Origin of the sequence: Xylanibacter brevis P6B11 (genome assembly GCF_000621825.1) — a bacterium.
Lineage (GTDB): Bacteria > Bacteroidota > Bacteroidia > Bacteroidales > Bacteroidaceae > Prevotella > Prevotella brevis.
On the sequence record NZ_JHXG01000008.1, the window covers coordinates 72,131 to 96,507 of the forward strand.

Consider the following 24,377-nt stretch of genomic DNA (forward strand, 5'->3'; position numbering starts at 1 on the left):
TTATTTCTTTCGGTTTATTTTCTTTGTGACATTGTTCTTCAACTTATCCACATAAGCATCGATAACGGCGATAGACACGATGTTCACAACGTCGCGAACCGAAGCACCAAAGTCGATAAAGTGGATTGGTTTGTTCAGACCCATCTGGATAGGGCCGATGATCTCCACATCGGGATCGAGCTTCTGCAGCATCTTGTAAGAAGAGCGCGCAGAGGTCAGGTTGGGGAACACCAGTGTGTTGACATCCAATCCCTTCAGGCGAGTGAACGGATACTGCTCGTCGCGCAACTCCTTGTCGAGTGCGAAGCCAATCTGCATCTCGCCATCGATAGCCAAGTCAGGATACATCTGCTGCATCTTCTCAGTGGCCAGACGAACCTTCTGAGGACCCTCGCTTTGAGAAGAACCAAAGTTAGAGTGTGACACCATTGAGATGACAGGCTTCTCGTTGAAGAAGCGTACGGCAGTAGACATCAGGTTGGCTATGTCTGTCAGAGCCTCTGTATCAGGATTCTCGTTCACCAGCGTATCGCCAATATAGAGTGTGCCGCGAGGCGAGTTGATGATATGCATAGTGCCGAAGTGGTTGTACTCCGGACGGATACCAATGATTTCCTTAGCCACCTTGATTGTGTTCGAGTATTTGGTATAGAGACCTGTGATAAAGGCATCAGCCTCGCCCGTCTCAACCATCATCATACCGAAGTAGTTGCGTTCGAACATCTTATCGTTGGCCTCCTGGAAGGTGTATCCATTGCGCTGCAACTTGCTGGTCAGAATCTTAGCATAGCGCTCGCGACGCTCTTGCTCGCGGGGATGACGAAGATTGACAATCTCGATGCCCTCCAAGTTCAAGTCCATCTCCTTAGCCATCTTTTCGATAATCTCCTCATTACCGAGCAGAATGGGCTGACAAATGCCTTCGTTATTGGCCTGTACAGCAGCCTTCAGCATGGTGGGGTGGATAGCCTCGGCAAATACGACGCGCTGTGGGTGTGAAGCAGCTGTGGCATAGAGTTTCTGTGTGAGCTTTGTTTCCTGTCCCAGCATTACAGACAGCGAGTTCTTGTACTCATCCCAGTTCTCGATGGTCTTGCGAGCCACGCCACTCTCGATGGCAGCTTTAGCTACGGCAGCGCTGACCTCAGAAATGAGTCGTGGGTCAACGGGTTTGGGGATGAAGTAGTTGCGTCCAAACTTCAGGTTGTTCACCTTATAAACATCGTTCACAACATCGGGAACAGGCTGCTTGGCCAAGTCGGCGATAGCATGAACGGCAGCCATTTTCATCTCCTCGTTAATAGCCGTAGCGTGAACGTCGAGTGCACCGCGGAAGATGTAGGGGAAGCCTATCACATTGTTGATCTGGTTGGGGTAGTCGGTACGTCCGGTAGCCATCAGCACATCCTTGCGTGCCTCCATTGCCTCTTCGTAGGTGATCTCGGGTGTGGGGTTAGCCAAAGCGAAAATCACGGGATCCTTAGCCATTGAGCGAACCATATCCTGTGAGAGTACGTTGCCCTTAGACAGACCTACAAAGACGTCGGCACCATTTACTGCTTCGGCCAGTGTATGAATATCTGTGCGAGTGGTGGCGAAGAACTTCTTCTGCTCGTTCAGGTCGGTACGCTCAGTAGAGATGACACCCTTAGAGTCGAGCATCACGATGTTCTCCTTCTGAGCACCCAGTGCCATATATAACTTGGTGCATGAAATAGCAGCAGCGCCAGCACCGTTCACTACGATGCGCACCTTCTTGATGTCTTTTCCGTTCACCTCCAGTGCATTCTTAAGTCCAGCAGCCGAGATAATGGCTGTGCCGTGCTGGTCGTCGTGCATCACAGGGATGTTCAGCGTCTTCTTCAGACGGTCTTCGATGTAGAAACATTCAGGCGCCTTGATATCCTCTAGGTTGATACCGCCGAAGGTGGGGGCAATGCGTTCTACGGCTTCGCAGAATTTCTCAGGATCTTTCTCGGCCACTTCGATGTCGAACACATCAATGCCGCCATAGATTTTAAACAGCAATCCTTTACCTTCCATCACGGGTTTTCCGCTCAGCGCACCTATATCACCAAGTCCAAGTACAGCGGTACCATTTGAGATAACTGCTACCAAATTGCCTTTATCAGTGTAGCGATAGGCTGCATTGGGATCTTCCTGAATCTCTAAACAAGGGAAGGCTACGCCTGGCGAATATGCCAGCGACAGATCGGTCTGGGTGCGATAAGCTTTGGTGGGCTTTACTTCAATCTTACCAGGTCTGCCTGTCTCGTGATATTCGAGTGCAGCCTCTTTAGTAATTTTTACCATAGAACTAATACTTTAATATTTTATGTTGGAATTGAATACAAACAAAATCTTTCAAGGCGCAAAATTACTAAAATATCACGGAAAAACGTTTTATTTTATCTTTTTTTTATATCTTTGCACTCAAATTACATAAATATGCAAAGAATAAAGGGTATTTCGGAATACAGAAAGTCACTACGCGACATTGTTATTGAAGCTTCGATGAAGGCTTTTGCTCTTCATGGTGTTCGTGCGGTGAAGATGGATGATGTGGCTCAGAGTTTATCAATCTCGAAGCGCACTATCTACGAGATGTTTGGCAACAAGGAACAGTTGCTCATCGAGGTACTCAAGACGTATAAAGCAGCGAAAGAGAAAGAGCTGAATGAGAAAGCAGCCAACTGCCAGAATGTCATCGAACTATTGTTCTATGCATATTTCCAGAAGATAAAAACTTTCAAGAAGACAAATCCGAAATTTTATACTGACCTGGCAAAGTATCCATTAGTGATTGAGTTGTTGAACCAGGACAGAGAGCAGGCGCACAACAACTACCACGACTTTCTTCGTCGTGGTATTGACGAGGGCCTCTTCCGCGAGGATTTAAACCTGGATTTGATTGCCCGTTTGCTGGATGCGGTGACATCGACGATGATGAATGGCGAGCTTTATCGCCAGTATCCCATCGAAGATGTGTTTCGCAATATTGCCTTTGTCTCTATCCGTGGCATATGCACCCGCAAAGGTCTGGACCTCTTTGACAAAACGGATATTTGATCGCGGCAGATTAAAGTTTCTATAGCAGCTATTTTTAATTGAAGAAATTCCACGAGATACCGAAATGGATGACTTGGGTGTTCAGTGGGTAGTGGGGGACCAAGAAGGCTTTCTTTGAAAGTGCATTGCCTGCCACATTCTGCATCATCACAAAGAAGCGGGCATGCTTCAGGTGCATGTTGGCATAGACATCCACAAAGGGGAACTCGCCCAACTGCACTCTGCTGGCAGCATTCTCCTGAATGGCAAAGCTGTTCAGCTGTGGCAAGAAGTCGGGTGCTTCGTATTTTGTAAACCATGTGGCAGATCCGCCTAATTCTACGCGTAGCACACGTGCCACCATGAATTTCAAGTATAGATTTGAAAAGATGTTCAGTGTGGGTAGAGGCAGTACCTGCTTGTTGCTGGTGCTCTGATAGGTCACCACATTGTCCCAGTGCAGTGGTCCCACGTTCAACTTCTGATCCAGTTGAGCCATCATCAAGTGAACATTGCCCGAGTGCTGACGGAAATTGGCGTCGAGTCCTTTCACCGCGCCATTTTCGCGGGTGTAGTTCATGCCCAGATAAGTATAGTTCTGTATCTCTTCTACAGCAACGCGCAGCGTGGTGCGCGTCTTGTCGTAGGTGAAGGCACCCTCGATACGTGTGCGAGTTTCTTTATCCAGCGTGTTGTCCCACCACAAGTGCTTTGAGTGGTAGTTGCGCTGATAGAACGTGGGCGCCAGGCGATAGAAATAGCCCTTTGCCTTCAGTCGCACCGTGTCGCCAAACAGAGGGAAGTTCACATCGGCCTGTGCGTCGAACTTCAGTTGTCCGGCATCCTCGCCGGCCACCCAAGTCTCTGCCACCAGGTCGTAGTGCAGCGTGTGGCCCTGCAATTTCTGCAGTTGTCCGCCCACCGACACATTGTGCTCAGTGAAGCGCTGCAACAGCGCATCGCTGGCTGCAGCCACGTAAGGCATATCGTAGCGTCGCACCTGATGCGAGGCAAAGGCCTTGATACCAGCCGGTGCATACTTATTGAATCCCTCCATCAAAGCCAGAGCCACCGTGTTCTTCACGTCCAGATACTTCGTCTTGTCGTAGATAGAATCGCCAGGCGTACCACCGTCGTACGTATTATAATAGGTATTAGCATAATAGCCCGCTGGCGTTGCTTTAGCCATATAGACGCGTTCGTGAGCATTCACCTCGGCCGTGTGTATCACGCTGGTCACAGGTACGAACTCGCGTTTCATCAGCGCGTCCAGCGAGTCCTGCTGTGCCTGCAGTGCCAAGAGGCTGTCGGCCATTTGTTTCGAGTCCACACGGATGCGGGTTGTGTCAGCAGTCAGTGCCTCTTGCTTGGGCATTACGGGTTCGTTGCCAGCAATCTTAGCATCGTCGGGGCGCCCTGTAGGTTGTTGCGGCATAAACTGTCGGCTGTCTTCGCGTTGTTTGCGCTGCTGCTTTGACTTAGCCGCAAACTGCTGTGCCTTGATCTCCTCGTCGGTCATCTTCACCTTGCGGTAGAAGCCCAAGCTGTAGCGATGCGTCAGAAAGAGGTGGTGATGATGATTACGGTTCCAGTTGCGTTCCAGGATGGTAGGTATCTCGTTGGATGCAAATGTCTCGGTGAAGAGCTCAGGGTGCGTCACGTAGTCGTCGTTGGTGATGCCACCGTTTTCGCTTGCCTTCTGATGGTTTGTGCTGACGAGCAAGTGCAGCTGATACTGGTCGGCCAGATGCGAGAGCGAGAATGTAGCACCCAGATGCGACGTGCTCTGATTTTGGAAGTAGCCGCGAGCGTAGGCATAGTCAATATCGAAGCCCAATCCAGTGCGTTTACCAGCATTCACGGCAAAGCGAGCGCCCAGATGATCCTCACCATTCAGCTTGTCGCCACAGTTGTCATAGGTCAGATTAGTGATAGGCGACAACGTGTTGGTGAAGTGCCACTCGTCGGGCGACCTTAGCACCTGATCGTAGGCATCAGTAAACAGTGCCTGAGTGCCCAGTTTGCGATCCATCACGATACGCGACAGCCGAGCCGTGTAGTTGTTGCCCAGCGTGTTGTACTGCCCTGTCTTGCCCATTCCCAGCGTGCTTTGCGGAAACAGATAGGGCAGGGTGTCCACCTCAGCCTTGTGGATGTCGCCAAAGCGGCGATCCAAAGTCCACACATAGATGCCCTTTGGCACTACCTTCGATTTCTTCGTAGTGTCGTTGTTGTGAGGGTTGAAGTTGCGGTTCTGTTCGTTGCGTGGCGTCACGTTTCCGTATTCGTCAATCTCGTTGTAGTCTTGCGCCCAAGTATTCAGTGATGCCGTTGCAAGGAGTGTTATGATGGATAGCTGCCTAATGCTCATTGGTGTGTAGGAGAGGGGGATGTGAGTGTGTTTTGTTCTTCGTAAAAGGGTGTGTGGCGGGTTAAAGTTTCAACAATCTCAGTGTCAGTTCCACGAACTTAAACACCGTTGCCACGATAAGAATCCAGAAGGCCACCTCGTGGTCTATCACGAAATAGAGAGCCATACCTGCCGTTGCTATCAGCATGAAGGCAATGTTCAGCCACATGCGCAAGCGTCGCATCTTGCCTGTGTCGCGAAAAGGTTCCAGATTGTGGCGTCGAGGGTGTTTTACCTGTTCTTCCATGATGTACAATTGTATGGTCTGTTGCGTCCTAATTATAATTATTTCTTCAGCTGCTTCTCGATGGTGCTAAACAGGTAGTCCTTGCGGTCGATGGTCTTCTTGCGGAATTTGCCGCTGACGCGTGCCAACTTGTTCTGCTTTTTGTTCAGCCCGTAGCGATCGGTGATCCATTCCTCAGCCTTGTAGGTGAGCGGTGTGCGCTCTTCATCATAAATATAGAAGATGCGATTCATCGACAGATGAACTTCGCCGTCGTTGCATTCTGCCACCAGGTTGTAGTACAGGCGGGTGCGATCCAGAATCAGGGGCTTGTTTTTGAACACCAGCCACTCCTGGTAGGCGCCCACCACCAATCCATTCTCGGGTTCAGTGGTCGAGATATTGCTATTTTCCAGTTGTTCGGGAGCCTTGGTCATTGCCGTCATCAGCTTCTGCATCTCGTCAAACAGCTGGGCGCGACTCTTGCCAGGCACCTTGATCGTGGTTTCAAACACCACGCGTCCATCCTTTTCGGGCACTGCGCCCACCAAGTATTTTGCATCGATGGCGGCCTTTTCGCTGGGCGTCGTCTGTTCCCATGTGTTGTCTTGAGCCTGCACGTTGGCTGTCATTGTCAGCGCCAGTGTTATTGCTGTGATAATTTGTTTCATCTCTGCGTTAATCTTGTTTTTGTTTGTTTACGGCGACAAAATTACAATTAATTTCCCATATAACCAAATCTATTCTGCGTGTTTCCTTTGTTAACATGAAAAAAGCGACCCTTTTACGGGGCCGCTTTATAAAAGATTGAGGTATTCCTGTTAAACTACTTGCACTCCAAGGGGATGACTTAACCCCCTCCCTCGGGAGGGATGGGGAGGGGTTGTTGGGTTGTGTTGTTTTCTCCCCTCCCATGTAGGGGAGGGGTCGGGGGTGGGGTCAGTGTTGTTCTAACTGCCAATGGAGATACAGACCCCACCCCTGCCCCTCCCCTTGAAGGGAGGGGTCAATTCATACAACTTGCCACGCCGAGGCTAGTAGCGATCGCCGTAAGTATGGCGATAACAGTTTGCAATACAAACTTCCAAGTTTCTAGTTTCTTCATAGTATTATTCGGTTAATTTGGTTAATTACGATTTGGGGCCGCCTGTCGGCGGGAAATTCTTCAAAATTTGATTCAAAATTAAACAGAGATTTATATCCCTTCGGCTTGTGTCAGGCGAGAAAGAAAATAAAAATGAAAAATTTTGTTTTCAATTTTGAAAAATTTCCCTGCGAAGCAGGCTAAAACTCTCTGCAGGAGGGGCTAGTGGAGGCTCCTATAATACTCCCCGAAGTCCTTGTAGCCAGGGGGAAGCTGGTGGTGCTGCAGATTGGGCAACACCTCCTTCAACTGTAGGAACAGACGCTCGCCAGGCGCATCACGATCGGGAAACATGTGGAAACCCCCTCCCGTCCTCCCCAAGAGGGAGGAGCTAAGACTACGAAGCAGTTCCTTGTCCTTTTGCGTGAGCAGGGTGGCAGAGGGAATGGCGATGGCCTTGTGACCCGCCGAGAGCATGGCCCAGCAGTCAGAGCAGCCCTCCGTGATGAAGAGCTGTTCGCCCGGTCGCAGCATGTTCAACACAGGCAGGTTGTAGATGCCACACTCAGAGCCCCGAGGGAAGCGGAAGCGAGGCAGGGCGCCACGCACCAGGTTGCGGTTCTGCACGCCCACCAGTTTGCCTTCGCGATTATAATAAGGTATCTGCAGCCAGGGCACACCTTGCTTGTCGCGCCACGACGTGAGGCGGCACCAACGCACCACACGCTCATCCAAACGACGCTCCTCAAAGAGGAACCTGCGTGCCTCGTCGTTCAGAAAGGGATGCTCAAAGAAGCGTTCGTAACGATGCAGACTCACCCCCAACCCCTCCCTGTGAGGGAGGGGAGTGGTTACCTCTTGCTGCTTCCATTCATCGAGGATGATGTTATGTTCGTTGGCCAGCCAATGGCAGGCGGCTTTGAAGTCCATGTGCAAGTGGCGCATCACCAGGTCGATGGTGCCACCCGAGGCCCCGCACACGAAGCAACGGTACGTGTTCTTGCTCACCTTGAACGAGAGGCTAGGGTGGCTGTCGTCGTGAAAGGGGCAGAGGCACTTGTGCCTCGCTACCCTCAGTCCGAGTCGCTCTGCGACCCCCTCAATAGGCAGGTCGCGGAGCTTTTGAAGTTCGTATTTTTCCATCTTACATCTTACCTCTTACATCTTACCTCTTACATCAGACATCCCCAAGTATTCTTCCGTCTTAGTGTACAGTCCCGTCTGGGCAGAGTAGGTGATGAACTTGCGGAACAACCACTTACGCAACTGTCCGTTGGTGCCCTCCTTGCTCTTGCCGAACTGCATGCGAAGCGCCTCCAGTTGCGCCTCGTTGAACGTGTCGGGCAGATCGTCCAACATATTCTTCGGACCGCGACGTCCTGCTTCGCTCAGCGTGTCGGCATCCTTGTCCAACAGGTCGGCAAAGAGCTGCATCTTGCTCCATAGGTCGTGATATACTAGCCATTCCACCACGTCACCCATCGCCTTCGTCCACGTCTGGTTGTTAAGCACCCAAAGGATGCAGCCCGCTTTCCATGCTGATACGAGCGCACGCTTAGAGCAGTCCCATAGCACATCGTCGTCCACCAGGTCGGCCAGCGAAGCCATATCTTGCGCCAGCTTATCAATCAACTTGTTCAGCGGACGGATGATAAAACGCCCCTTGCAGAGGTTGAGTCGCATCAGGTAGTCGTCCAACTTCTGATAGAACTCGTCGTTGTACTTACCCTGACGAGGTATGCGCCCATCGCGACTGGTGCGCGCCTTATAGGAGAATACCATGCGTCCGAAGGTGCCGTTGAAGAGGTCGTTCTTATAGTACTTGCGTGCAGCAAAAGGCGTTGCCGAGAGCGTCAGATTGGCTCTGAGGATGGGGTTACCCGTCACACCATCGGCCGTGGCACGCAGGGCTCCCGCACGCTGACGGTCGTAGATGTTGCGCAGCATCTGCGATACCTGGCGATGCCCGCCACACATGCCGTCGGCCATCTCCACCTCGGGCATGTTCAAGTATTGAGTGCGACCACCTTGCGCCTCCAGCGCCATAGCGTTCTGAAGGAAAGCGGGACGTGTGGTGTCTGATGGCGGAAACCATATACCCACCTCCGGACGTGCAGGCTTCTCCTTGTTACCAGCCTTCGTCTTTACCATCTTCGACCATTCCACAATTTTCTTCAGCTCAGCATCGTCGTGCTGACGGAAGTCGCGACAAATAGCCTCCACGAGGTTAGAGAATTGACCCTTGTTACAGCCCGAATCGCCCACCAACTGGGCCATCATGCCCGTTGGCTCCTTCCAACTGAGGTCTGGGTACTGAAATTCCGAACCGCTAATATGTGCGCCAAGTACAGGGAAAAGCATCGGAACAAGGGGTTCGTGCATATCTTTTGAAGTCTGCGAGAGCAGGATTTTAATACATTCTGTGCCTTTGCCGAGGTTAGGCATAGCGGGCGCAGTCGCTTTACTAATTTTGTATCTCATTGATAATCTGCTTTTTAGATGAAAATAAATGGTTGTTAATATGACCTCGTGTTCCAGTTCCAGTTGTTCCAGTTTTATTTTTGGCAGTTCCATTATCCCTATTTCTATATATAACTATCTATATATTAATTAGTTATGAATATATAATAAGGGAATTTGTCTCTCAAATTTTAATTGGAACAACTGGAACTGGAACAGAAGTGCTCTTAAATTACCTTCTCTCTACCAGGCATTCCAACGCCCACAGTAGTTCATTGTAAACGGCGAGCGCATATCGCTCTGGCGAGAAGCGAGGTCCCATCCTCAGTTTCTTGAAGTTCAGGCGCGGACTGCCATTGTCGCTCATGGTGAGGGAGATATACCTCCCGTTGAACAACTTCGGGTTGCGTTTCACTCGCTTTTGATTAGCGGTCTCCACGAACGTCATGTACTCGTTGTATTTGAAATCCTCGCACACTACGTGGCGCGTCAGCACGCCCTGATAGCCCTTCTCTGCCTTCATGCGCAGGTCGTTCTTCAAATATGTCTTCACGTCCACGCACAGTTCAATATTCTTCTTCCAACCTTTCCAGTTGGTTTTTTCGTTAAATAACATTTTTTTTGATGGTATAAAAAATGCCCTCTTGCACTTACGCGTCGACATAGAAAGGCGTTCTTCATCTCGCGCTCGGAGCCGTGCTCAGTTTTTTTCTGCTAACTGACATCTGAAAAAGAATGCAGCAGAAACTCCGACTAGAAATTTCTGCTGCAAAAGTACGCACTATTTCCCAACTAAACTATAGTGCAAAAATGTACATAAATGTACTATAAAAAAGATTATTTCAAAACCATCGCTCTAAAGGCGTCATCCTTCATCGAAAATATCATCAATAAGTGAACGCCAGCTTTGCTTTCTCTTAGCGTTATACACCTGCGTTAAAGAAGAGTACAGGCGCGCGACGCCAAATAACTCATTGAGACTCTCTTCAGGAAAACTTTCGCCCGCATTACCATAAGTGGTGTGCTTATAGTTGTAAACCCTTCCTAGAAAGTAGGCCAGTTCCGAAGTATTGGCTTTCTTTCCCGTGCCTATCCATCGGTATTTACCATCGTCTGTAGCCTCCATGTATTTTCGCTCCATAGCCTTTGCAAAGGCCTCCCTTGCATGAGGCTTGTCAAGCTCCTTGGGCAGCATAATACGGTCTTGCCCGCTTGCTTCCGTACGCTGCTCCAGCCACTCCAGCGTTAGCATCCAGATAGCCAGTATCTTCAGTTTCGGCAACGTTGTCTCGCCAGACTCCCATAGTTCCTCTATCACCTTCTCTACATGATGGTTGTAGAAGTACCAAAAATCACAAGCCGAGCCTTCCTCTATTCTCTTGACGGCCATTTTATGGTGCTCCTTGCATTTGTCAGACGAAGAGGTCTGAAGTTGCTGTAGCTGACTCAACCACGCATCATCCTGTCTGAGCGACGCCAACCATTCCGATGCCGATTTGTAATCATTGCGATTATAACTTATCATAGGGCATTGTCCTCCTCGCGCCACCAACCTTGTCCACATCGCTGGGCATGTGCCATCAGATAGCTGAACGCCAGCGAGTCGTCAGCCACCCAACCTTCGACTAGATAAGCTGCTCGTACCTCGCGCACCTTTTCTGCAAATCGGTTCAGCACCTCAGTTGTGGTGCGCCTTACAGATTCAGGTTGCTCGTTCCATGATGAAGCATTATTATTATATTCCTTCAGTACCAGACGGCCCCGTAGTTCCTTGTCCATGTAATCGTAGAGTGCCTGAGCAGCCTGCAACACCCCCTTGTCAAACTGGCGTGGCACCACGCCATAGATCTCGTCGTGCAACTTCACCAAGTCGGGGCGCAGTTTCAGACGGCGTCCGCGTTGCCAATGTCGCTCTATGCGCAGCAGTACGTCGATGATGGCCTTCACATAGCCGCGCGGGGGAATAGCTGTTCTATCTGGGGCGCGTACAAGTTCTTTGTACTCTGACGAGAAAAGCTCAGCCAACTCATCCTGAGCTGGTTGATAATGGTCTAATTCATATACGCTGGTAGCATGTCTCTTCATGGTGTAAGCTGTGTGCATTGCTATCCGCTCATATTTCGCCGTAGTGAGCCATTCTATCAACTCCTCATTCGACACCCAGAAATTATCTTCCACGCCAAAAGCCTCTGCAACATCAAATATGTAGTGTAGGCCCAAATCATGGCACAAACCAGCCATTTCCAGTATCAGTATTATCCTTCGCTTTTCCTCGTTGGTCAGCGTCTGTGGCTCCTTCAGCGACAACAGCGGATTATCTTTATTTATTGGCACTCTTCCCTCGTCAGCAGTCCAAAACAGGTCTGAAAGCCACACGGCCAACGACGATATTCCATGCTTCTCCGTCAATAGACGTTCCACCTGCGAGAGCACGAAAGTCCTGCGCTTGTCACCCTTCAACAAGCTTGCTTTGGCGAGGTCTACTCCGTTAAAGAAATCCACCTCTATCTGTGCCAGCATTTCCCTGGCCGTAAAAGTCTGCTTCATGTCAAGTTTAATTTATGTAACAAATGTTGCCTTTCAGCAAAGGAAGCGCAAAATTACGAATTTTTTCCCTCATAAAGGAATCAGATTCCATTTTTTTACTTATCTTTGCATAAATATGAAGCGCCTCCTCATCCGTCGGGTGTAGAAGCTTGATTTTGTTATCAAATTCCTTGAAAATGATAACAAAAAGAAACCGAGACTCCACATCGTTGATGGAATCTCGGTACTTTATTTTTTTTGTCCGTGATAACAGGATTTATAACAAACCTATTAGTATTTGTGGTTTAAATTCTATAAACCCATGTCGTACAATTCAGCACTCCACCTTCAAGTGCGACATCGTTAAAGTTGATTGTCTCTATTATCTTATCAGGGAATATCTTCTTAAAGGCTGCGATTGCCTCTTCATCCTTATTTCTCTCAACCTCAAAGACAGGAAGAACAATCAGATTGCCTACTTCAAGATAATTTACGTAAACCCCGATAGCATGGTATGGATGCTTCGAATCCTTATAACTATAGAAGAACGGCACATCAATATATTTGAGGTTATAATCCTTCAAGACTTTTTCTATGCCATTCGTCCAATATTTGTATTCATCAGCGCGATTGTTTCCCAATAGTGTGTCATGGTCTACGAAGCGAACCATACCGTCTGCGTGTCCCGTCATGTCACCGTTTTGGGCAGGAATGATGATTACTTCGGCTTCAAGCAATTCAGATAATTCCGTGACCAGTTTCTCTTTGTCCGTATATTCGGGATTCTCCTTAAAGATTCTGTCTGAAACGATTGCCCGACCAGAGCATAGCAAAACATTTCCTCCGTCAAGGTTTATATTCGAGAATACAGGCTCAAATCCATTCAGTCGACAAACCCCTCTAACGTCAGAGCGGGATTCTTCCCATTCCTTATTGCCTTTCAAATAAGATGGTTCATAGCGGAACTGTACGAGCTTGCCCGATTCAGTTTGGATTGGCATGTAGTCCCTGCACCAAATATCCTTCGTGCCTTTCAGCAAACGATAGTCCACACGATGCTTTTTGAGAATAGAAGTCAACCGTTTGAAGGACTCTGGATAACGCTCTTCAAGCAGTTCCGACAAATAAACAACTTCTTTGCCCTTTGGCTGTGCCAGAACGGCTTCAACTTTCTTAGCAATCTTTGGAGCTGCTTCGTCTTTCTTCTGATACTCCTTTTTCATATCCCAATATTTCTTTCTGATAGTCGGATAATCGCTATTCATAAACATCTCACATAGTTCCTTGGTTGGTTCCCAGTCATGTTGCAGGCACAAATCCGTAAAGACCGCCTCCTTGCCTCTTTTCTCCAATACGAAACTGTTGATATATTCCGAAGAAATGCGCTTTCCAGAACGCAGAAGAATCAGGTTCATCCTCTTAAGGACTTTCCTGTGAGTCTTTGTCGACAAGCTGTTATCAACCAGCTTTTTCATCAACTCGCTAAGCTTGGGCTTCTTGACCCATTTGTAAATTTGTATAATGACAGGAATGATGCCAATCAATCCAATAATTGTTCCGATGATAAATTCCGTACTCATTGCATTTCCTTTTTAATATACAATCCTTCTGCAAAACCCTCACCCTTTATACTGTCTTCTGAGATTATCTCAAACAGCAAGTCTGATTTATCGGTCTTTACACGCAGGAACTCTTCATCCTTAACGTATTCAGAAGGGAAATCCATTCCAAAAACCGCATCACGAATGACAACAGTTTTCTTTCCTTTAAAAGTCAACGACTTGTAAAGACCTTTCCCTTGGAAGACAAAAGTTCCTTCGGGCTGAATGTCCTTAGGACTCTTTTCAAGAATGGCCTCCACCTCTTCAATCAGGCCGTCGTTTTTCCCTTCATTCTTATTTGGATTGTTCGAGCAACCACAAGTGAACAAGAGCAGCAATGAATATAATAAGAATGATTTCTTCATAAACCTACCATTGTTTAAACTGTTATTAATACAAGAGGCGCAGACATTCGCCACACACCTCTCGGCTCGCCACAAGTCACATACATATATGGGAAATCTGCGCCCTTAGAGGGGCAGCCCAAATAATGTATGTTTACTCTTTCTTCTCGTGTGGCGATTGAGAGGTTATTGAGCAATATGTCTTTTGCACTCTATGAGGAATGCAGGTGCAAATATATAAAATATATTCAAATAATTGTCGAGAATAGACAAAAATATTTTTATGTTGTTGTTTTCTCAGGGCAGGAGATACTAGATAATCGATAGGAAAACTATTTAGAGTGCACAACGGCGCTCGAGCTTGCTCGCTTGGCTTGCCAAGAACCGACCCTTTTTGCAGTTTTACTTCTCTCTAGCAGGCTTTCCAACGCCCACAGTAGTTCTTTGTAAACGGCGAGGGCGTATCGCTCTGGCGAGAAGTACATAAAAGGGACGATTGACTTTTCTCTGCAGGCCGTTGTGCTATATTGTTCCTTTTGTGTGCAATATCAACCAAAAAAAATGATGCGAATAGATTGAAATTTATGTCAAAATGATTGCGGAATGAAATAAAATGCTTATATTTGCAGCGATAAAATATTAAAGATTATGGCACAGGTATCTATGACGGTGAGAATGGACTCACAATTGAAACAAAATTTTGATGCACTCTGCTCTCGCATGGGCATGAGTGTTAATGCTGCTATTAATATCTTTGCAAATGCTGTTGTTAGGACGCGCAGCATTCCTTTCAAGATAAGTGCTAATCCATTAGAAGAGGAAGATCAGGCTTTGAGAGAATTTCGTGAATTCAGAAATATGGTTGCTGCCAGCGAAAGACCAGAGCTTACGCTGGATGAAATCAACGAGGAAATACGTTTGGCACGTAAAGAGATGGCTGCACGCAAAAGAGGGCGCAATGATTAAAGCTGTTATTGATACAAATGTGATTGTTTCGGCATATATCACAAAGAATCTGGAAGCGGCAACTTCCAAGGTTTGGGAAGCTGTTCTGCAATGTAAGCTAACGCCTATTTATAATGACGAGATTCTCGATGAGTATTCTGAGGTGTTACATCGTAAGAAGTTTGGTATCCCTGAACATTTGATTAAATGGGCATTAGACAAAATCGTCACAAATGGGGTACGTGGTGAACGTGTGTTGAGTGAAGAGTTCTTTCCAGACCCAAAGGATGTGGTTTTCTACGAAGTGGCCTTGTCGAAGGCAGACGCTTATCTTGTAACAGGCAATATCAAACATTTCCCCAATATGCCCATTGTTGTTACACCTGCGGAGATGATGGAAATACTGCAACGAGAAGGTGTGTTGTAATTAAACAGATTATTGGAACGTGGAGGTGCATGGATAGCTATATTTTTTTCGATGACAAACAGCAGGAAGTGATGGAAATGGATGTTATGTGGAATAAAATAATTGATTTACATCGTGATAAAACATATTCTTCTGATTTTCCTGATTTTGGTGAAACTGGAACATTCGAATTAGGCGACAATACAATCACATTGAAAAGTGATGAAACAAATAAAAGAAGAGCGGCGCATCCGATGTGGGTGCGCCGCTCTTTGTATGGAAGGTAGTCAGGAGCAGAACTCCTGACTACACTTTTTCTTAGTCTTCCCAATTTTGACTTCGTCGAGATTGAATCTTCGCTCGGCAATGATTAAGCGAGCTTATCATTGCTCTTACTCAGTCCAATCTTCCTGAGACTTGCGGATGTAAGTCTTGTAGCGGAGCTGGGCCATCTTCTGAGCCTCGGCGAAGAGCTCTTCGGCCTCGTTAGGATAAGCCTTCTTAACTGACAGGTAGCGAACCTCGCCAAGCAGGAAGTCGTGGAAGTTCTCCCAGTTGGGCTCCTTAGAGTCGAGAGAGAATGGGTTCTTGCCTTCCTCAGCCAGAGCTGGGTTGAAACGCCACAGGTGCCAGTAACCGCACTCAACAGCCTTCTTCTCCTCGGCCTGGCTCTTACCCATACCGCCCTTGGCCTTCAGACCGTGGTTGATACATGGAGCGTAGGCGATGATGATAGAAGGTCCGTGCCATGCCTCAGCCTCGCGGATGGCCTTGAGGGTCTGTGCGTGGTCGGCGCCCATAGCAATCTGAGCTACATATACATAACCGTAGGTTGTGGCAATCATACCCAGATCCTTCTTGCGGATGCGCTTACCCTGAGCAGCGAACTGAGCGATAGCACCAAGAGGAGTAGCCTTAGAAGCCTGACCACCGGTGTTAGAGTAAACCTCGGTATCGAGTACCAGGATGTTTACATCCTCGCCAGAAGCAATCACGTGGTCGAGACCACCGTAACCGATGTCGTAAGAAGCACCGTCACCACCGATGATCCACTGTGAGCGCTTAACCAGGTAGTGATCCAGAGTCTGGAGCTCCTTGCAAATCTCGCAACCCTTAGCGGCGCAAGCAGCAATCTCTGCGCGCAACTTTGGAGCAATCTCCTTGGTCTTGTCGGCATCATCCTTGTTGGCAATCCACTCCTCGGCCAGAGCCTTGTACTCAGGAGTTACGTCGCACTTCTCGCAAGCTTCAGCCAGCAGCTTAGCTACGCGCTCCTTCATCTTCTTGTTACCAAGAGCCATACCCAGACCGAACTCGCAGAAGTCCTCGAACAGAGAGTTGTTGAATACAGGACCCTGACCCTTCTCGTTCTTAGTGTAAGGTGTAGAAGGAATAGAAGCAGAGTAGATAGAAGAACAACCAGTAGCGTTGGCAATCATCTGACGATCACCGAACAGCTGAGAGATCAGCTTAACGTATGGAGTCTCACCGCAACCAGAGCATGCGCCTGAGAACTCGAACAGAGGCTGAGCGAACTGTGAGTTCTTAACATTGCTCTTGATATCAACGAGGTTCTGCTTAGACTTAACGTTCTTAACCAGGTACTCCCAGTTCTTAGCCTCCTGAACCATATCGGCAGCATCGGGATTGAATGGAGCCATAGTAAGAGCCTTACCAGTCTTAGGATTGCCTGGGCAGATATCAGCACAGTTACCGCAACCCAGACAGTCGAGTACAGAGGTCTCGATGCGGAAGTGCATGCCCTTCATGGCAGCAGGTGCCTTCATCTCGATAGTGTCATCAGCAGCTGCGAAGCCCTTCAGTTCCTCGTCGTCGAGAACGAATGGACGGATAGCAGCGTGAGGACAGATGTAAGCACACTGGTTACACTGGATACAGTTGTCCTTGTTCCAAACAGGAACGAAGGCCTCAACACCACGTTTCTCGTAAGCGGCAGTACCAACCTCCCAAGAACCGTCGACGGTGCCATGCTTAACGAAGTCAGAAACCTTCAGCAGGTCACCAGCCTGAGCGTTGATAGGACGAACCAGCTCCTTAACGAATGCGGGAGCGTCGTCGGCCTTAACCTCATCATCAGGCAGGTTAGCCCACTCAGGCTTAACTGTGAGCTGAACATACTCACCACCACGATCGATAGCGGCATAGTTCTTATCAACAACGTCCTGACCCTTAGCGCCGTAAGACTTCAAGGCAGCAGCCTTCATCTTCTCAACAGCGAGCTCAACGGGGATAACGCCGGTGATGCGGAAGAATGCACTCTGCAGGATAGTGTTGGTACGGTTGCCCAAACCAATCTCCTGTGCAATCTTAGTAGCGTTGATGGTATATACAGTAATGTTGTTCTGTGCGAAGTAGCGCTTTACCTTGTTAGGCATGAACTTCTCGAGCTCGTCGGCGTCGAAGATGGTGTTCAGCAGGAACTGACCGTTCTTCTGCAAACCACGTGTAACGTCGTACATGTGCAGGTAAGCCTGTACGTGGCAAGCCACGAAGTTAGGTGTAGTTACCAGATAGGTAGAGCGGATAGGTGTATCACCGAAACGCAGGTGAGAGCAGGTGAAACCTCCCGACTTCTTAGAGTCGTAAGAGAAGTAAGCCTGGCAGTACTTGTCGGTGTTGTCACCAATAATCTTAACTGAGTTCTTGTTAGCACCTACGGTACCATCGGCACCCAGACCGTAGAACTTAGCCTGGAACATGCCCTTTCCACCGAGTGCAATCTCTTCAACCTCGGGCAGAGAAGTGAAGGTAACATCGTCAACGATACCAACGGTGAAGTGGTTCTTTGGCTCGGGCATAGCGAGGTTGTTGAACACGCTGATGATCTGAGCAGGTGTGGTGTCGCGGCTACCAAGACCGTAGCGACCGCCAACGATAACAGGACGGTTCTCTACATCGTAGAAAGCATCCTTAACGTCGAGGTACAGAGGCTCGCCGTTAGCACCGGGCTCCTTGGTACGGTCGAGAACAGCAATCTTCTTGACGGTCTTAGGAACAGCAGCCAGCAGGTGCTTAACTGAGAATGGACGATACAGGTGAACAGAGATCATACCAACCTTCTGACCATTTGCGTTCAGGTAGTCGATAGCCTCGCGAGCTGCATCGGTAGCAGAACCCATGAGGATGATCATGCGGTCGGCATCCTCGGCTCCGTAGTATGAGAACAGGTGGTACTCACGGCCGGTGATCTTAGAGATCTCGCCCAGGTACTTCTCTACTACTTCGGGAACTGAATCGTAGTATGGGTTACAAGCCTCACGGTGTGTGAAGAAGGTCTCGGGGTTCTCGGCAGTACCACGAGTGATAGGACGCTCAGGACTCATAGCACGATCGCGGAAACGCTTGATGTACTCTTCCTTAACCAGAGGACGGATATCCTCCATGTCCATCATCTCAATCTTGTGATACTCGTGAGAGGTACGGAAACCATCGAAGAAGTTTACGAATGGAACCATAGTCTCGAGGGTAGCCAGGTGAGGAACAGCGGTAAGGTCCATAACCTCCTGAACTGAACCTGAGCAGAACATAGCAAAACCGGTCTGACGGCAAGCCATTACGTCCTGGTGGTCGCCAAAGATACACAGAGAGTGTGAAGCCAGCGTACGGGCAGAAACGTCGAATACGCAAGGAATCAGCTCACCGGCAATCTTATACATGTTAGGAATCATCAGGAGCAAGCCCTGAGAAGCGGTGAATGTAGTGGTGAGAGCACCAGCCTGCAGCGAACCGTGAACGGCACCGGCAGCACCAGCCTCTGACTGCATTTCCTGAACTGAGACGTTCTGGCCCCACAGGTTCTTACGACCACGGGCAGCCCACTCGTCAACATGCTCCGCCATAGGCGAAGACGGGGTGATGGGGTAGATAGCAGCTACCTCCGAGAACATGTAGCTCACGTGAGCTGCAGCCTCGTTACCATCACAGGTGATAAACTTCTTTTCTTTAGCCATTTGTTTAGAATAGAATATAAAAATGATATGTTTTTTTGCTGTCTAGTAGAGGAATCCCAGCAACCATAGCGGGATTTGATTATCCTTTCCTATTTCAGTATTGTATCTAGCGTATATTGTGTCGGGGGTGTACCTCATCTTGCTGGATGTCTCGGCGTTGCAGACTTTAAACTTCAGCTTCTCGTCGATGAGATAGAAGTTGTCGCGTGTGCTTTGATTCACCTTGTGGTCCTTCCAGAGCGAGTTCACAAAGAAGGTCTCCATGGCATCTTGTTTCTCTACGTGAATGGGGTAGATGGCATAGAGCAAGTTGGAATTGTGAAGCATCACCTTGGAGGGCTTTTTGGGGAAGTCCTCTCCGATGGGGTAAATCATGTTGAGCAGACGTGCATCGGTGAGATACTTGATGTAGTTCATCACGGTGGCACGGCTGGTTTCTATGTCTTGCGCCAGCTTCGACACATTGGGCGCCTTTGGTCCTTCTTCGGCCAGCTGGTAGAACAGTTTTTTAATCTTTGTCAGGTATTTCAGCTCTATCTGCTTGATGAGCAGAATATCTACCTCGGTCATCATGTTCATGGTCTTCAGCAGGTTCTCAGAGTAATTGCGCTGTTCCTGGAAGAATGGATAGAAACCGTGGTGGATATAGTCGTTGAAATAGCGGTTGGGTGAAACTTTTGGTAGTATCTGTTTGATGATACGCTCGTGGTCGCTGAGTATCTCTTCGAGCGTATATGGACGGAAATTATTGCCTGTCAGTAGATTGATGAACTCGCGAAACGAGAAACCGCGCAGGTTGTATGACTTCACGATGCCGTTCAGTTCAGGATTCTCGTCCTTCAGGCGCATCACGCTACTGCCCGTGAACACAATCTTAAGACCAGGATACAGGTCATAGCACTTGCGCAGCTCCTGCGACCAGTTGTCCTGTTTGAAGACCTGGTCAATCAGCAGCACACGACCACCATGATAGTAAAAGTCGCCAGCAAAGTCGGCAATGCCTCGTCCTTGAAAGTAGAAGTTGTTCATGTTGATGTACAGACATTGGCGGTCTTGCACATCAAAGTGCTCCTTGGCATATTGGAGCAGGAATGTAGTTTTGCCAATACCACGTGTACCCTTAATGCCAATCATGCGATCGTTCCAGTCAATCTCGTCCATCAACGTACGACGAACTGGGGCATTGACATGCTCAACCAAGTACTTATGTGTTCTAAAGAAAGCTTCCATTCCAAACAGTTATAGTTTCAAAACGCGGGCAAAGTTACAAAGAATTATTTAATTTGCAAAGCAGAGATTACAAAAAAATACCTCGTTAAACAATTTTTGCAGTTAAAAAACAGGTCTCTCGCTGCTATCCCCCCTAAGGAATAGTTACGGGAAACCTGTTGTTTGGTACCGCTAAAGTACCTGTTTAGTACCGCCAAAGTACTGGTTTGACACCGCCAAAGCGGAGCATTTTTCGAGATTTTAGTTCTCGCTCAAGTCTATATAAGAATAGGTAACGGTGCTGCCTTTAGCATCGGTGAGCGAAAGTGATTTTCCTTCCTCGTATCCGCTAACGGTGAATTGCTCCTGAGAGCTGTCTCCATAGGTCAGGGTAAGCACATTGGCGTTTCCGCTTGTTGTGATAGCATAAGTGAACTCGGTAGTTTCTTCTGTGCTGTAAATGTAGAGTGCGCCAGAACCATCAGCTTCGAAGACCAGAGCGAAAGACTTGTCAGGCGACTGCCAGGCTGTACCAGCCAGCTCGTTGGAGTTCTGGAAGAAAATCTTATCGACGATGTCGATGATGGTCTTGATGTCATCCTCGTCACAGCTTGTGAACGTGGTTGTGGGTACTGCTGCACAAAGCAGGAACGTGAAAATGCTTAAAATCTTTTTCATTACTTGTTTTGTTGTTTTTATGAATAAATAAAAGTTAAGAGAATACGACTGTAAGTCCGGCCATTACGATGCTGACCATCGACATAAGCTTGATGAGGATGTTCAGCGAAGGACCAGAGGTGTCTTTGAACGGATCGCCAACGGTGTCGCCTACGATGGTGGCCTTGTGAGCAAACGAACCCTTTCCTCCGAAGTTGCCTTCCTCCACCATCTTCTTGGCATTGTCCCAGGCACCACCCGCATTAGCCATGAAGATGGCGAGGGTGAAGCCACAGGAGAGTCCGCCCACGAGCAAGCCCATCACACCAGCGATGCCAAGCACGATGCCTACCACGATAGGAATGGCGATGGCCAAGAGCGAAGGAACGATCATCTCGTGCTGAGCAGCACGGGTGGAAATCTCCACGCAAGAGCCATAGTCAGGTGTGCCTGTACCTTCCAGGATGCCCTTAATCTCGCGGAACTGGCGACGCACTTCCTCCACCATCTTCTGGGCAGCACGTCCCACAGCCTCCATCGTGAGTCCGCAGAACAGGAAGGCAGCCATAGCGCCGATGAAGGCTCCCACGAGTACGCGCGGGTTCATGAGGTTCACCTGGAAGAAGTTCATGAAGTCGGGGATGGTGGCGTTGATAGCGTCAATCTCGTCGCCAGCCAGATTCACGATGACGTCTCCCGAGCGATGCATGGCAATCTTCACCTCTTCTATATATGACGCCAGGAGTGCCAGCGCCGTAAGCGCAGCCGAACCAATGGCAAATCCCTTGCCTGTGGCTGCTGTGGTGTTGCCCAGCGCATCGAGTGCATCCGTACGATGACGTACGTCTTCGCCCAACTGACTCATCTCGGCGTTACCACCGGCATTGTCGGCAATTGGACCATAAGCATCTGTGGCCAGCGTGATACCCAGCGTGGAAAGCATGCCTACTGCAGCGATGCCGATGCCGTAGAGTCCCTGAGACAGGGCTGCGGCATTCATGTCGATGACGAAACCATTGGCACAAAGATAGCTCAGCATGATAGCAACACCGATGGTGACCACTGGGATGCAGGTGGACATCATGCCTGTGCCTATGCCCTTGATGATGACGGTGGCCGAGCCAGTCAGACCTGCCTCAGATATCTTCTGTGTAGGTTTATAAGAGTGGGAGGTGTAATATTCCGTGGCTTGTCCGATGATGACGCCAGCACAAAGTCCGGTGATGACAGAGAATGAAAGTCCGATCCAATTGTCAATCTGCAGCAGGTATAGAATACCAAAGGTAGCGATGGCAATGAGCAGGGCGGAAACATTGGTGCCAAGCGATAGGGAGTGAAGCAGGTTTTTCATGGTGGCGCCTTCCTTAGTGCGCACCAGATAGATGCCCAGGATGCTGAGGAACACGCCAACAGAGGCTATCAGCATGGGGGCAATGACGGCTTTCAGTTGCATATCGCCAGAAGCGGCAAAAGCCACAGCACCGAGAGCTGCAGTAGAAAGGATAGAACCACAATACGACTCGTAGAGGTCGGCTCCCATGCCAGCCACATCGCCTACGTTGTCGCCTACGTTATCGGCAATGGTGGCAGGATTGCGCGGGTCGTCCTCGGGGATGTCGGCTTCCACCTTTCCCACAATGTCGGCACCCACATCGGCAGCCTTTGTATAGATACCACCACCCACACGAGCAAAGAGCGCCTGCGTAGAAGCACCCATACCGAAGGTCAGCATGGTGGTGGTGATAGAGATAAGTCCTTCAGGGTCGAAGGCATTCAATATGAGAAACCAGATGGCAATGTCGAGCAATCCCAGTCCTACTACTGTCAGACCCATCACGGCGCCAGAGCGGAAAGCAATCTTCAGGCCGCCGTCCAGGCTCTTGCGTGCGGCATTGGCTGTGCGGGCCGAGGCATAGGTCGCTGTTTTCATACCGAAGAAGCCTGCCAGTCCACTAAAGAAACCACCAGTCAGGAAAGCAAACGGTACCCATGGATTCTGCACGCCAAAGCCATAGGCCATCACTGAGAAGATGAGAGCCAGGATGACGAAGACAATTGTAACAACTTTATACTGTTGTTTCAGATAAGCCATAGCTCCGTCGCGTACGTAGGCGGCAATCTCTTTCATACGTGCTGTACCCTCGTCGGCTTTCATCATCGACCTGAAGAAGAAATAAGCCATACCAAGCGCTGCGACAGATGCAGCAGGCACTAACCAAAAAGCATAAGGAATGTTCATAACATAGATTAATTTAGAGGTAATAAATATGTTTAGGTATTGCAAAAGTAGAGAATATTTCTGAATAAAGCAAGAGTGTTCGTGTTTTTTTTAGTATCTTTGTCGGCAAAAAATAACAGGATATGACACTACATATATTTAATCCCGAACACGATATCGCCCTTGCCGCCAATCTTGAAAATTTTACTTCGCCTCATGCAGGCAGACAACTGCGCTATGAGTTGGGGTATCTGCCTGCTCTCTGGGCCGAAGCAGACGACGTCGTCTTGGTAGATGATGTGCGAGAGGCTGAGAAGAATTTTCAGGTGTTTAATACTTATGTGAAACGCATGGGTATGCAATGCGAACATCTGTCAAAGCCTCAGTTCGTGACGAAGCGTGAGTTGGCTTCGCTGACAAATGTGAGCAGGGTAGAACCCTGGGGATGGGATCTGACTGTCAGGAGTATGCTGGCCAAAAACGGAATCCCGGAGACCGTGCTTCCTTCTATGGATGATATAGAGAAGGTGAGACAATTGTCGCATCGACGACTCACAGCCAGGATGCTGCCTTTGATGCAAACTGGCAGTACGCTGGGCGAGGCTCACGAGTTTCACGACAGCGATGCTCTGCGTAGCTGGCAACAGGCTCATGGCTCTATAGTCATCAAGGCGCCTTGGAGCAGCAGCGGGCGAGGCGTTAGGTTCTTCAAGGACGCAGCGTGGAATGCCAACCAAGAAGGGTGGTTGAACAATGTGCTGAAGAACCAGGGTAGCGTGATGGCAGAACCATATTATAATAAGGTGAAGGATTTCGCCATGGAATTTGAATGCATCGCGGGTAAGGTGACCTACTGTGGTCTTTCGCTGTTCGATACTGCCAATGGTGCCTATACCGGCAACATTCTGGCCACTGAGAAGACTAAAGAGCAGATGATCTGTCGATATGTGACAGAAAAACACTTGCACGAAGTCAAAGACAAGGCTATCATGGCCCTGGAGCAGCTGCTGGGAACCGACTACGAAGGACCATTGGGCATCGACATGATGATTGTCAATGATGGTGAGGCGGGATTGAAACTGCATCCTTGTGTAGAGGTCAATCTTAGGTGCACCATGGGGCATGTGGCTCTCTATCTCAGCGAGTTCTGCAACCCCAATCACGATGATGAGTGGGTTCGCGTGATGAGAAATCAGGGAACAGGATTGAAGTTGAGGTTATTGTGAAATAATTATCGTTATTTTTTGCGGAATGTAATATTTTAATTATCTT

21 protein-coding genes are annotated in these 24,377 nt (G+C 48.8%); 5 read left to right on the plus strand and 16 right to left on the minus strand.

Going from position 1 to position 24,377, the window contains the following annotated elements; genetic code table 11:
* Positions 1 to 2,313 carry an NADP-dependent malic enzyme gene (locus T496_RS0104495; protein ID WP_027449682.1) on the minus strand — a complete coding sequence of 771 codons (2,313 nt, stop codon included), beginning with the start codon at positions 2,311 to 2,313 and terminating at the stop codon, positions 1 to 3.
* 135 nt (positions 2,314 to 2,448) lie between these two features.
* Here T496_RS0104495 and T496_RS0104500 point away from each other — a divergent pair, with 135 nt between their 5' ends.
* The gene (locus T496_RS0104500; RefSeq protein WP_027449683.1) at positions 2,449 to 3,069 is read left to right on the plus strand and encodes a TetR/AcrR family transcriptional regulator; all 621 of its coding nucleotides are present in this window, start codon (positions 2,449 to 2,451) and stop codon (positions 3,067 to 3,069) included.
* A gap of 34 nt (positions 3,070 to 3,103) precedes the next feature.
* Here the strand turns inward: T496_RS0104500 and T496_RS0104505 are convergent, their stop codons facing one another.
* The 11 genes from T496_RS0104505 to T496_RS0104550 form a co-directional block, all read right to left on the minus strand.
* On the minus strand, positions 3,104 to 5,419 hold the full coding sequence (locus T496_RS0104505) for a putative porin (protein WP_044110648.1): 2,316 nt from the start codon (positions 5,417 to 5,419) through the stop codon (positions 3,104 to 3,106).
* Positions 5,420 to 5,480: 61 nt separating this feature from the next.
* Positions 5,481 to 5,705 carry a hypothetical protein gene (locus T496_RS0104510; protein WP_027449685.1) on the minus strand — a complete coding sequence of 75 codons (225 nt, stop codon included), beginning with the start codon at positions 5,703 to 5,705 and terminating at the stop codon, positions 5,481 to 5,483.
* A gap of 38 nt (positions 5,706 to 5,743) precedes the next feature.
* Complete coding sequence (locus tag T496_RS13470; protein WP_052342076.1) at positions 5,744 to 6,355, minus strand: DUF4468 domain-containing protein; 612 nt, start codon at positions 6,353 to 6,355, stop codon at positions 5,744 to 5,746.
* A 335-nt stretch (positions 6,356 to 6,690) separates the two neighbouring features.
* Entirely contained in the window at positions 6,691 to 6,789 is a 99-nt protein-coding gene (locus T496_RS14860; RefSeq protein ID WP_155808313.1) for a smalltalk protein, read from the minus strand.
* Positions 6,790 to 6,990: 201 nt separating this feature from the next.
* A complete protein-coding gene (locus T496_RS0104520) occupies positions 6,991 to 7,911 on the minus strand; it encodes a CHC2 zinc finger domain-containing protein (protein ID WP_081783548.1) in 921 nt (306 codons plus the stop codon).
* 15 nt (positions 7,912 to 7,926) lie between these two features.
* Complete coding sequence (locus T496_RS0104525) at positions 7,927 to 9,249, minus strand: hypothetical protein (protein WP_231478003.1); 1,323 nt, start codon at positions 9,247 to 9,249, stop codon at positions 7,927 to 7,929.
* Positions 9,250 to 9,460: 211 nt separating this feature from the next.
* Entirely contained in the window at positions 9,461 to 9,844 is a 384-nt protein-coding gene (locus T496_RS0104530; RefSeq protein WP_027449688.1) for a hypothetical protein, read from the minus strand.
* 249 nt (positions 9,845 to 10,093) lie between these two features.
* Positions 10,094 to 10,753, minus strand: a complete 660-nt coding sequence (locus T496_RS0104535; protein WP_027449689.1) for a hypothetical protein — start codon at positions 10,751 to 10,753, stop codon at positions 10,094 to 10,096.
* On the minus strand, positions 10,750 to 11,775 hold the full coding sequence (locus tag T496_RS0104540; protein ID WP_155808654.1) for a hypothetical protein: 1,026 nt from the start codon (positions 11,773 to 11,775) through the stop codon (positions 10,750 to 10,752). Before T496_RS0104540 ends, T496_RS0104535 begins: the two co-directional genes overlap by 4 nt.
* A gap of 284 nt (positions 11,776 to 12,059) precedes the next feature.
* Entirely contained in the window at positions 12,060 to 13,334 is a 1,275-nt protein-coding gene (locus tag T496_RS0104545; RefSeq protein ID WP_027449691.1) for an agmatine deiminase family protein, read from the minus strand.
* Positions 13,331 to 13,720 (minus strand): hypothetical protein, encoded by a 390-nt coding sequence (locus T496_RS0104550; RefSeq protein WP_155808657.1) that lies wholly within the window; start codon positions 13,718 to 13,720, stop codon positions 13,331 to 13,333. Before T496_RS0104550 ends, T496_RS0104545 begins: the two co-directional genes overlap by 4 nt.
* A 627-nt stretch (positions 13,721 to 14,347) precedes the next feature.
* On the opposite strand from T496_RS0104550, the gene T496_RS0104555 reads away from it, so the two are divergent.
* The 3 genes from T496_RS0104555 to T496_RS0104565 are packed head-to-tail and all read left to right on the plus strand — an operon-like array spanning position 14,348 to position 15,337.
* A complete protein-coding gene (locus tag T496_RS0104555) occupies positions 14,348 to 14,665 on the plus strand; it encodes a type II toxin-antitoxin system RelB/DinJ family antitoxin (protein WP_027449693.1) in 318 nt (105 codons plus the stop codon).
* Complete coding sequence (locus T496_RS0104560) at positions 14,658 to 15,071, plus strand: putative toxin-antitoxin system toxin component, PIN family (protein WP_027449694.1); 414 nt, start codon at positions 14,658 to 14,660, stop codon at positions 15,069 to 15,071. The genes T496_RS0104555 and T496_RS0104560 overlap by 8 nt, the downstream gene beginning before the upstream one ends.
* Before the next feature lie 29 nt (positions 15,072 to 15,100).
* Positions 15,101 to 15,337, plus strand: a complete 237-nt coding sequence (locus T496_RS0104565; protein WP_027449695.1) for a hypothetical protein — start codon at positions 15,101 to 15,103, stop codon at positions 15,335 to 15,337.
* Between the two features lie 105 nt (positions 15,338 to 15,442).
* Here T496_RS0104565 and nifJ read toward each other — a convergent pair whose 3' ends face one another.
* The 4 genes from nifJ to T496_RS0104585 all read right to left on the minus strand — a co-directional run bounded on the left by nifJ (position 15,443) and on the right by T496_RS0104585 (position 23,126).
* Entirely contained in the window at positions 15,443 to 19,021 is a 3,579-nt protein-coding gene (gene nifJ / locus T496_RS0104570) for a pyruvate:ferredoxin (flavodoxin) oxidoreductase (protein WP_027449696.1), read from the minus strand.
* Positions 19,022 to 19,063: 42 nt separating this feature from the next.
* Positions 19,064 to 20,251: an ATP-binding protein gene (locus tag T496_RS0104575; RefSeq protein ID WP_027449697.1), complete on the minus strand. Its 1,188-nt coding sequence runs from the start codon at positions 20,249 to 20,251 to the stop codon at positions 19,064 to 19,066.
* 240 nt (positions 20,252 to 20,491) lie between these two features.
* Positions 20,492 to 20,908 (minus strand): hypothetical protein, encoded by a 417-nt coding sequence (locus T496_RS0104580; RefSeq protein ID WP_027449698.1) that lies wholly within the window; start codon positions 20,906 to 20,908, stop codon positions 20,492 to 20,494.
* A 34-nt stretch (positions 20,909 to 20,942) separates the two neighbouring features.
* Positions 20,943 to 23,126 (minus strand): sodium-translocating pyrophosphatase, encoded by a 2,184-nt coding sequence (locus T496_RS0104585; RefSeq protein ID WP_027449699.1) that lies wholly within the window; start codon positions 23,124 to 23,126, stop codon positions 20,943 to 20,945.
* Positions 23,127 to 23,248: 122 nt separating this feature from the next.
* On the opposite strand from T496_RS0104585, the gene T496_RS0104590 reads away from it, so the two are divergent.
* A complete protein-coding gene (locus T496_RS0104590) occupies positions 23,249 to 24,331 on the plus strand; it encodes a hypothetical protein (protein ID WP_027449700.1) in 1,083 nt (360 codons plus the stop codon).
* The last annotated feature ends 46 nt before the right edge of the window (positions 24,332 to 24,377 follow it).

Coding starts and splice junctions, on each gene's coding strand:
- T496_RS0104495 (WP_027449682.1), bottom strand. CDS start 2,313: ATGGTAAAAATTACTAAAGAGGCTGCACTCGAATATCACGAGACAGGC.
- T496_RS0104500 (WP_027449683.1), top strand. CDS start 2,449: ATGCAAAGAATAAAGGGTATTTCGGAATACAGAAAGTCACTACGCGAC.
- T496_RS0104505 (WP_044110648.1), bottom strand. CDS start 5,419: ATGAGCATTAGGCAGCTATCCATCATAACACTCCTTGCAACGGCATCA.
- T496_RS0104510 (WP_027449685.1), bottom strand. CDS start 5,705: ATGGAAGAACAGGTAAAACACCCTCGACGCCACAATCTGGAACCTTTT.
- T496_RS13470 (WP_052342076.1), bottom strand. CDS start 6,355: ATGAAACAAATTATCACAGCAATAACACTGGCGCTGACAATGACAGCC.
- T496_RS14860 (WP_155808313.1), bottom strand. CDS start 6,789: ATGAAGAAACTAGAAACTTGGAAGTTTGTATTGCAAACTGTTATCGCC.
- T496_RS0104520 (WP_081783548.1), bottom strand. CDS start 7,911: ATGGAAAAATACGAACTTCAAAAGCTCCGCGACCTGCCTATTGAGGGG.
- T496_RS0104525 (WP_231478003.1), bottom strand. CDS start 9,249: ATGAGATACAAAATTAGTAAAGCGACTGCGCCCGCTATGCCTAACCTC.
- T496_RS0104530 (WP_027449688.1), bottom strand. CDS start 9,844: ATGTTATTTAACGAAAAAACCAACTGGAAAGGTTGGAAGAAGAATATT.
- T496_RS0104535 (WP_027449689.1), bottom strand. CDS start 10,753: ATGATAAGTTATAATCGCAATGATTACAAATCGGCATCGGAATGGTTG.
- T496_RS0104540 (WP_155808654.1), bottom strand. CDS start 11,775: ATGAAGCAGACTTTTACGGCCAGGGAAATGCTGGCACAGATAGAGGTG.
- T496_RS0104545 (WP_027449691.1), bottom strand. CDS start 13,334: ATGAGTACGGAATTTATCATCGGAACAATTATTGGATTGATTGGCATC.
- T496_RS0104550 (WP_155808657.1), bottom strand. CDS start 13,720: ATGAAGAAATCATTCTTATTATATTCATTGCTGCTCTTGTTCACTTGT.
- T496_RS0104555 (WP_027449693.1), top strand. CDS start 14,348: ATGGCACAGGTATCTATGACGGTGAGAATGGACTCACAATTGAAACAA.
- T496_RS0104560 (WP_027449694.1), top strand. CDS start 14,658: ATGATTAAAGCTGTTATTGATACAAATGTGATTGTTTCGGCATATATC.
- T496_RS0104565 (WP_027449695.1), top strand. CDS start 15,101: ATGGATAGCTATATTTTTTTCGATGACAAACAGCAGGAAGTGATGGAA.
- nifJ (WP_027449696.1), bottom strand. CDS start 19,021: ATGGCTAAAGAAAAGAAGTTTATCACCTGTGATGGTAACGAGGCTGCA.
- T496_RS0104575 (WP_027449697.1), bottom strand. CDS start 20,251: ATGGAAGCTTTCTTTAGAACACATAAGTACTTGGTTGAGCATGTCAAT.
- T496_RS0104580 (WP_027449698.1), bottom strand. CDS start 20,908: ATGAAAAAGATTTTAAGCATTTTCACGTTCCTGCTTTGTGCAGCAGTA.
- T496_RS0104585 (WP_027449699.1), bottom strand. CDS start 23,126: ATGAACATTCCTTATGCTTTTTGGTTAGTGCCTGCTGCATCTGTCGCA.
- T496_RS0104590 (WP_027449700.1), top strand. CDS start 23,249: ATGACACTACATATATTTAATCCCGAACACGATATCGCCCTTGCCGCC.